Annotated in this window: 13 protein-coding genes; all 13 read left to right on the top strand. The window is 39.2% G+C overall.

Features of this window, described 5'->3' with window-relative positions:
• The coding region (gene rpsJ / locus M3005_RS05830; RefSeq protein ID WP_293794517.1) for a 30S ribosomal protein S10 at positions 1 to 300 on the top strand (300 nt) is incomplete at its 5' end.
• Positions 301 to 334: 34 nt separating this feature from the next.
• Complete coding sequence (rplC, locus tag M3005_RS05825; RefSeq protein ID WP_053950334.1) at positions 335 to 970, top strand: 50S ribosomal protein L3; 636 nt, start codon at positions 335 to 337, stop codon at positions 968 to 970.
• Between the two features lie 17 nt (positions 971 to 987).
• Positions 988 to 1,611, top strand: coding sequence for a 50S ribosomal protein L4 (gene rplD / locus M3005_RS05820; protein WP_293794512.1), 624 nt, complete (start codon positions 988 to 990; stop codon positions 1,609 to 1,611).
• Positions 1,611 to 1,898, top strand: a complete 288-nt coding sequence (gene rplW, locus M3005_RS05815) for a 50S ribosomal protein L23 (RefSeq protein WP_034531498.1) — start codon at positions 1,611 to 1,613, stop codon at positions 1,896 to 1,898. The genes rplD and rplW overlap by 1 nt, the downstream gene beginning before the upstream one ends.
• 25 nt (positions 1,899 to 1,923) lie before the next feature.
• Entirely contained in the window at positions 1,924 to 2,763 is an 840-nt protein-coding gene (gene rplB / locus M3005_RS05810; RefSeq protein WP_293794510.1) for a 50S ribosomal protein L2, read from the top strand.
• A 63-nt stretch (positions 2,764 to 2,826) separates the two neighbouring features.
• On the top strand, positions 2,827 to 3,102 hold the full coding sequence (gene rpsS / locus M3005_RS05805) for a 30S ribosomal protein S19 (protein ID WP_034531502.1): 276 nt from the start codon (positions 2,827 to 2,829) through the stop codon (positions 3,100 to 3,102).
• 16 nt (positions 3,103 to 3,118) lie between these two features.
• Positions 3,119 to 3,466, top strand: coding sequence for a 50S ribosomal protein L22 (gene rplV / locus M3005_RS05800; RefSeq protein WP_034531503.1), 348 nt, complete (start codon positions 3,119 to 3,121; stop codon positions 3,464 to 3,466).
• A gap of 12 nt (positions 3,467 to 3,478) precedes the next feature.
• Positions 3,479 to 4,150: a 30S ribosomal protein S3 gene (rpsC, locus tag M3005_RS05795; protein ID WP_293794508.1), complete on the top strand. Its 672-nt coding sequence runs from the start codon at positions 3,479 to 3,481 to the stop codon at positions 4,148 to 4,150.
• Between the two features lie 2 nt (positions 4,151 to 4,152).
• The gene (rplP, locus tag M3005_RS05790; protein WP_053950328.1) at positions 4,153 to 4,587 is read left to right on the top strand and encodes a 50S ribosomal protein L16; all 435 of its coding nucleotides are present in this window, start codon (positions 4,153 to 4,155) and stop codon (positions 4,585 to 4,587) included.
• Entirely contained in the window at positions 4,577 to 4,771 is a 195-nt protein-coding gene (gene rpmC, locus M3005_RS05785) for a 50S ribosomal protein L29 (protein WP_034531506.1), read from the top strand. Before rplP ends, rpmC begins: the two co-directional genes overlap by 11 nt.
• A gap of 24 nt (positions 4,772 to 4,795) precedes the next feature.
• Positions 4,796 to 5,056 (top strand): 30S ribosomal protein S17, encoded by a 261-nt coding sequence (gene rpsQ / locus M3005_RS05780; RefSeq protein WP_293794504.1) that lies wholly within the window; start codon positions 4,796 to 4,798, stop codon positions 5,054 to 5,056.
• A 52-nt stretch (positions 5,057 to 5,108) separates the two neighbouring features.
• Positions 5,109 to 5,477, top strand: coding sequence for a 50S ribosomal protein L14 (gene rplN / locus M3005_RS05775; RefSeq protein ID WP_034531509.1), 369 nt, complete (start codon positions 5,109 to 5,111; stop codon positions 5,475 to 5,477).
• 32 nt (positions 5,478 to 5,509) lie between these two features.
• Positions 5,510 to 5,818 carry a 50S ribosomal protein L24 gene (gene rplX / locus M3005_RS05770; RefSeq protein WP_053950326.1) on the top strand — a complete coding sequence of 103 codons (309 nt, stop codon included), beginning with the start codon at positions 5,510 to 5,512 and terminating at the stop codon, positions 5,816 to 5,818.
• Positions 5,819 to 5,866: the final 48 nt, after the last annotated feature.

Here is a 5,866-nt window from a genome sequence, read left to right as displayed (position 1 = left end):
CAAAAGATTCGTATCCGTTTAAAGGCATATGAACACCGTACTTTAGATCAATCAGCTGAAAAGATTGTGGCTACTGCGCAAAGAACTGGTGCTAGTGTTTCTGGTCCAATTCCATTGCCAACAGATAGAACTGTTTATACTGTTCTAGCTTCACCACATAAGTTTAAGAAGTCACGTGAACAATTTGAAATGTTGACTCACAAGCGTTTAATCGACATCTTAAACCCAACACCAAAAACAGTTGACTCATTAATGAAACTTGATTTACCAAGTGGTGTTGATATCGAAATTAAACTATAATTAATCAAAATTACAATATATCGGAGGTGTACTCATGACCAAAAAAGGAATCTTAGGTAGAAAAATCGGAATGACTCAAGTTTTCACTGATAACGGTGAATTAGTTCCAGTTACTGTTGTAGATGTAACTCCTAACGTTGTTCTACAAACTAAATCAACTGAAACTGATGGATACAATGCTATTCAACTTGGTTACGAAGATAAACGTGATGTTTTAAGTAACAAACCAGAAAAGGGTCATGTAGCAAAAGCAAATACAAATCCTAAGCGCTTCATTAAAGAAATCAGAGATGTTGAGCTTAGCGATTACAATGTAGCAGACGAAATCAAGGCAGACATTTTTGAAGCCGGTGACATCGTAGATGTAACAGGTATCACAAAGGGTCATGGTTACCAAGGTAACATTCATAAGGATGGTCAAGCTAGAGGTCCTGAAACTCACGGTTCTAGATACCACCGTCGTCCTGGTTCACTTGGTGTAATTATCAACCGTGTTACTAAGGGTATGAAATTACCAGGTAGAATGGGTAACAAACAAGTTACAATTCAAAATCTTGAAATTGTTAAGGCTGACGTTGACAACAACGTACTTTTAATTAAAGGTAACGTTCCTGGTGCCAACAAGTCATTCCTTACTGTTAAATCTGCAGCTCGCGGATCACAAAAATAAGAAAGGAGGAACCATAAATGACAAGCGTAGCATTATACAAACAAGATGGTAGCAAAAACGGTAACGTTGAATTAAACGATGAAATTTTTGCTATCGAACAAAACGACAGTGTTGTATTTGACGTTGTTTTGATGCAAAGAGCATCAATGCGCCAAGGTACACACGCTGTAAAGAACAGAAGCGCTGTTAGAGGTGGTGGTAAGAAGCCATGGCGTCAAAAGGGTACTGGACGTGCTCGTCAAGGTTCAATCCGTTCACCACAATGGCGTGGAGGTGGAATCGTCTTCGGACCTACTCCTCGTTCATACAGCTACCACTTACCAAAGAAAGTTAGCCGTTTAGCTATCAAGTCTGTTTTATCAGAAAAGGTTGCTAACGACAGCTTCGTAGTTGTTGATTCATTAAGTTTCGATGCTCCTAAGACTAAAGATTTCTCAGAAGCACTAAACAAGCTAAATGCTTCAACTAAGACATTAGTAGTCTTGGAAGAAGACAACAAGAACGCTGTATTATCAGCTCGTAACCTAAAGAACGTTGAAATCGTTTCAGCTAAAGGTTTAAACACATTGAGCGTTGTAAACAGTGACAAGATTGTCATCACAAAGGCTGCTCTTTCTCAAGTAGAGGAGGTGCTCGCATAATGGAATCACGTGATATTATCCTACGTCCCGTTATTACAGAACAATCAACTGCTATGATGGACGAAAAGAAATACACTTTTGATGTTGACTTACGAGCAACTAAAACACAAGTGAAGAACGCAATTCAAGACATCTTTGATGTTAAAGTTGCAAATGTAAATATTATGAATCTTAAAGGTAAGCTAAAGCGCCAAGGTCGTTTCTCAGGTTACACTAAGAAGCGTCGTAAGGCTATCGTTACTTTATCAAACGATTCAAAAGAAATTAACTTATTTAGCAATAAATAAAATATCAATTTAGGAGGAAAACACCGTGGCTATTAAAAAATACAAACCAACCAGCAATGGTCGCCGTAACATGACTAGTCTTGACTACAGCGGTTTGACTAAGACAAAGCCTGAAAAGTCATTATTGGCTTCTAAGTCACACTCTGCTGGTCGTAACAACTCTGGTCGCATGACTGTTCGTCACCGTGGTGGTGGTAACAAGAATCAATACCGTATTATTGATTTCAAGCGTAACCATGACGACGTTGATGGTATCGTTAAGACTATCGAATACGATCCAAACCGTACTGCTAACATTGCGTTAGTTGTATACACTGACGGTATTAAGTCATACATTCTAGCACCTAAGGGTCTAAAAGTTGGTGATAAGGTTCAATCAGGACCAAACGCTGACATCAAACCTGGTAATGCTTTAGCATTGAAGGATATCCCTGTAGGTACTGTTATTCACAATATCGAATTAAAACCAGGTAAGGGTGGACAATTAGTTCGTTCTGCTGGTACTTCAGCTCAACTATTGGGTAAGGAAGGAAAATACGTACTAGTTCGTCTAGCATCTGGAGAAGTTCGTATGATTCTTTCAGTTAACCGTGCCACTATCGGTAGTATCGGTAACGAAGAACACTCATTAGTTAATGTTGGTAAAGCTGGTCGTAACCGTTACAAGGGCCAACGTCCACACGTTCGTGGTTCTGTAATGAACCCTAACGATCACCCTCATGGTGGTGGTGAAGGTAAAGCTCCAGTTGGTTACCCATCACCATTATCACCATGGCACAAGAAGACTGTTGGTAAGAAGACTCGTAGTAAGAAGGCTCGTTCCAACAAGTTCATTGTTCGCCGTCGTAAGGGATCAAAGATGTAATAAACTAAGTTATACCTTCGGGTATACACTTCCCTATACTGATTTTGAAGAGGAGGTTTCATAATGTCTCGTAGTTTAAAAAAGGGACCTTTTGCCGATAAGCATCTTTTAAAGAAAATCGATGCTCAAAAAGACCAAGACAAGAAAGACGTAATCAAGACATGGTCACGTCGTTCAACAATCTTCCCTAGTTTCATTGGCTACACTATCGCTGTTTATGATGGAAGAAAAAACGTTCCAGTATATATTCAAGAAGATATGGTAGGTCACAAATTAGGTGAATTTGTACCAACTCGTACTTTCCATGGACATGGAAATGACGATAAGAAAACTGTTTAAGCAAGGAGGATAACAAATGGCTGAACAAGTTACATCAGCAAAAGCTACTGCTAGAACTGTTCGCATCGCCGCACGTAAGGTCCGCCTTGTAGTTGATCTTATTAGAGGTAAAAGCGTTTCAGAAGCAGCTGCAATCTTGAAGTTCACTCCAAGAGGAGCTTCACCAGTTGTTTCAAAAGTTTTAATGTCAGCTGTAGCAAATGCAGAAAATAATTTTGATTTAGATCGTGAAGACTTGGTAGTAAGCGAAGTTTTTGTTAACGAAGGACCAACACTAAAACGTTTCCGTCCTCGTGCAAAGGGTTCTGCTTCTCCAATTAACAAACGTACTAGTCATATCACAGTTGTAGTTTCAGAAAAATAGGAGGGATTAGCCGTGGGTCAAAAAGTAAATCCTACTGGATTACGTGTCGGAATTATTCGCGATTGGGACGCAAAATGGTACGCTGAAAAAGCTGATTTTGCTAACAACATTAATGAAGACCTAAAAATCCGTGAATACATTAGTAAGAGACTCGCTGACGCTTCCGTATCAAGAGTTGTTATCGAACGTGCTGCAAAGCGTGTTAACGTTTCAATTCACACTGCTAAACCAGGTATGGTTATCGGTAAAGGCGGATCAGAAGTCGAAAATCTTCGTAAAGAATTAAACAATTTAACAGGTAAGAGAGTTCACATCAACATCATCGAAATCAAGAAACCTGATTTAGATGCTAAACTTGTTGGTGAAAACATTGCTCGTCAATTGGAAGGCCGTGTAGCATTCCGTCGTGCAATGCGTCAATCAATGCAACGCTCTCGTCGTGCCGGTGCTAAGGGTATCAAAACTCAAGTTGCTGGTCGTCTAAATGGTGCAGATATGTCACGTGTGGAAGCATACGCTGAAGGAACTGTTCCATTGCATACACTAAGAGCAGACATCGACTACGCTTGGGAAGAAGCTCACACTACTTACGGATCAATTGGTGTAAAAACTTGGATCTACCGTGGTGAAGTTTTACCACAAGCAGTTAACGATGCTCAAGAAAACGATAAAGGAGGGAAATAAACATGCTAGTACCAAAACGTGTTAAGTTCCGTCGTGAACACCGTGGTAAATTACGCGGTACTTCAAAAGGTGGAAACACTGTTTCATTCGGTGAATTTGGTTTACAATCAACTGATTCACATTGGATCACTAACCGTCAAATCGAAGCTTGTCGTATTGCTATGACAAGACACATGAAGCGTGGTGGGAAAGTTTGGATTAAAATTTTCCCTCACAAGTCTTACACTGAAAAAGGTGTAGGGGTTCGTATGGGTAATGGTAAAGGTACTCCAGCCGGATGGGTTGCTCCAGTTAAACGTGGAAAAGTCCTATTCGAAGTTGGTGGAGTTTCTGAAGAAGTTGCTCTAGAAGCTTTACGTTTAGCTTCAGCTAAACTTCCTGTTCGAACAAAGATTATTAAACGTGAGGAAGTAGGTGGCGAATCAAATGAAGGCTAAAGAAATTAATGAACTAACCACTGCTCAAATGCATGAAAAAGAACAAAGCTACAAAGAAGAATTATTCAACCTTCGTTTTCAATTAGCTACTGGTCAATTGGAAAACACTGCAAGATTGAAACAAGTTCGTAAGAACATTGCACGTATCAAAACTGCATTGCGTCAACAAGAACTAAACAAATAGAATACGATAGGAGGTCAACGTAATATGGAACGTAATATGCGTAAGGTCTACAGAGGCCGTGTTGTTTCTGACAAGATGGACAAAACCATCACAGTTGTTGTTGAAACTTACAAAACACATTCTACTTACGGAAAACGTGTTAAGTACTCAAAGAAGTACAAAGCTCATGATGAAAACAATGAAGCTAAGTTGGGCGATGTTGTAGAAATTATGGAAACACGTAAGCTATCAGCTACTAAGAATTTCCGTCTAGTTAATATCGTTGAAAAAGCTGTTATTATCTAACATAAGAATTTTATCGTATTCTGAGTAAATACCGGAAGGAGGGTATTAGCTAATGATTCAACAAGAAAGTCGTTTGAAAGTTGCTGATAACTCAGGTGCTCGTGAACTTTTAACTATTAAAGTTTTAGGTGGATCAAGCAGAAGATATGCAGGTATCGGTGATATCATTGTTGCTACTGTTAAACAAGCAACACCAGGTGGCGTTGTCAAAAAGGGTGACGTTGTTAAGGCTGTAATCGTAAGAACTAAGTCAGTATCACGTCGTGCAGATGGTTCATACATCCGTTTCGATGAAAATGCTGCCGTACTTGTTCAAGATGATAAAAGTCCTAAGGGAACTCGTATCTTTGGACCAGTTGCACGTGAACTACGTGACAACGAATTCATGAAGATCGTTTCTCTAGCCCCTGAAGTACTTTAATTAATCAATGTCAACCAAGGAGGTGCCAAGAAATGTTTATTAAAACCGGTGACAAAGTTCGCGTTATTAGTGGTAAGGATAAAGGTAAAGAAGGTACTGTTACCAAGACTATCGCTTCAAAAGATCGCGTAATCGTTGAAGGCATTAACATTGTTAAGAAACATCAAAAAGCTTCACAAGCTAACCCACAAGGTGGCATTAATGAAGTTGAAGCTCCAATTCATGTTTCAAACGTTATGTTAATTGACCCATCAACAAACGAACCAACTAAGGTTGGATTCAAATTTGAAAATGGTAAGAAAGTTCGTATTTCTAAAAAATCAAACAAATCAATCGATTAAAATTTAATTGAAAGGAGGATACCTTTCCATGTCAAACCGTTTACAAGA

Source organism: Apilactobacillus sp., from assembly GCF_025290035.1.
Classification (GTDB): Bacteria; Bacillota; Bacilli; order Lactobacillales; family Lactobacillaceae; genus Apilactobacillus.
This window is presented reverse-complemented; position numbering and strand designations above follow the sequence as displayed.

Excerpts from the sequence above, each read along its gene's own strand:
- rplC (WP_053950334.1), top strand. The coding sequence starts at position 335 with ATGACCAAAAAAGGAATCTTAGGTAGAAAAATCGGAATGACTCAAGTT.
- rplD (WP_293794512.1), top strand. The coding sequence starts at position 988 with ATGACAAGCGTAGCATTATACAAACAAGATGGTAGCAAAAACGGTAAC.
- rplW (WP_034531498.1), top strand. The coding sequence starts at position 1,611 with ATGGAATCACGTGATATTATCCTACGTCCCGTTATTACAGAACAATCA.
- rpsS (WP_034531502.1), top strand. The coding sequence starts at position 2,827 with ATGTCTCGTAGTTTAAAAAAGGGACCTTTTGCCGATAAGCATCTTTTA.
- rplV (WP_034531503.1), top strand. The coding sequence starts at position 3,119 with ATGGCTGAACAAGTTACATCAGCAAAAGCTACTGCTAGAACTGTTCGC.
- rplP (WP_053950328.1), top strand. The coding sequence starts at position 4,153 with ATGCTAGTACCAAAACGTGTTAAGTTCCGTCGTGAACACCGTGGTAAA.
- rpmC (WP_034531506.1), top strand. The coding sequence starts at position 4,577 with ATGAAGGCTAAAGAAATTAATGAACTAACCACTGCTCAAATGCATGAA.
- rpsQ (WP_293794504.1), top strand. The coding sequence starts at position 4,796 with ATGGAACGTAATATGCGTAAGGTCTACAGAGGCCGTGTTGTTTCTGAC.
- rplN (WP_034531509.1), top strand. The coding sequence starts at position 5,109 with ATGATTCAACAAGAAAGTCGTTTGAAAGTTGCTGATAACTCAGGTGCT.
- rplX (WP_053950326.1), top strand. The coding sequence starts at position 5,510 with ATGTTTATTAAAACCGGTGACAAAGTTCGCGTTATTAGTGGTAAGGAT.